Source organism: Nonomuraea cypriaca (assembly GCF_015645445.1).
Classification (GTDB): Bacteria; Actinomycetota; Actinomycetes; order Streptosporangiales; family Streptosporangiaceae; genus Nonomuraea; species Nonomuraea cypriaca.
This window is the reverse complement of record NZ_JADOGI010000528.1, coordinates 1-1,177: the sequence shown is the minus strand read 5'-3', so window position 1 is coordinate 1,177 and position 1,177 is coordinate 1. Positions and strand designations below refer to the sequence as shown.

Sequence of the window (1,177 nt, the reverse complement as noted above, 5' to 3'; positions counted from 1 at the left end):
TGGACAGCACCTCGACGTTGAGGCACAGCGACTGCATCTCCTTGATGAGCACCTTGAAGGATTCGGGAATTCCCGGCTCGGGGATGTTCTCGCCCTTGACGATGGCCTCGTAGACCTTCACACGTCCCAGGACGTCGTCGGACTTGATGGTCAGCAGCTCCTGCAGCGCGTACGCGGCGCCGTACGCCTCCAGCGCCCACACCTCCATCTCACCGAACCGCTGCCCACCGAACTGGGCCTTACCGCCGAGCGGCTGCTGGGTGATCATGGAGTAGGGGCCGGTCGAGCGCGCGTGGATCTTGTCATCGACCAGGTGGAGCAGCTTGAGGATGTAGATGTAGCCGACCGAGATCGGGTACGGGAACGGCTCACCGGAGCGGCCGTCGAACAACCGCGCCTTGCCGCTCTGCTGCACCATCCGGTCGCCATCACGGTTGGGGACGGTGCTGTCGAGCAGGCCGACGATCTCTTCTTCGTGGGCGCCGTCGAAGACCGGGGTGGCCATGTTGGTGCGCGGGGCGACCTTGTCGAAGCCCTTGTCACGCAGCCGTGCGGCCCAGGCCTCCTGGATGCCGGAGATGTCCCAGCCGCGGGCGGCGATCCAGCCCAGGTGGGTCTCCAGCACCTGACCGACGTTCATCCGGCCGGGCACACCCAGCGGGTTGAGGATGATGTCGACCGGGGTGCCGTCCTCCAGGAACGGCATGTCCTCGACCGGCAGGATCTTGGAGATGACACCCTTGTTACCGTGCCGGCCGGCCAGCTTGTCACCGTCGGTGATCTTACGCTTCTGCGCCACGTACACACGCACCAGCTCGTTCACACCCGGCGGCAGCTCGTCGCCCTCCTCGCGGGAGAACACGCGGACACCGATGACCTTGCCCTGCTCGCCGTGCGGCACCTTCAGCGAGGTGTCCCGCACCTCACGGGCCTTCTCACCGAAGATCGCGCGCAGCAGCCGCTCCTCCGGCGTCAGCTCGGTCTCACCCTTGGGCGTGACCTTGCCGACCAGAATGTCGCCATTGACGACCTCGGCGCCGATCCGGATGATCCCGCGCTCGTCCAGGTCCGCCAGGACCTCCTCGGAGACGTTCGGGATGTCCCGGGTGATCTCCTCCGGACCCAGCTTCGTGTCACGGGCGTCGACCTCGTGCTCCTCGATGTGGATCGAGGACAG

Annotated in this window: 1 protein-coding gene; it reads right to left on the bottom strand. The window is 66.1% G+C overall.

Features of this window, described 5'->3' with window-relative positions:
• Window positions 1–1,177: DNA-directed RNA polymerase subunit beta (locus ITP53_RS55410; protein ID WP_456238125.1), on the bottom strand; the 1,177-nt coding region annotated here is incomplete at both ends.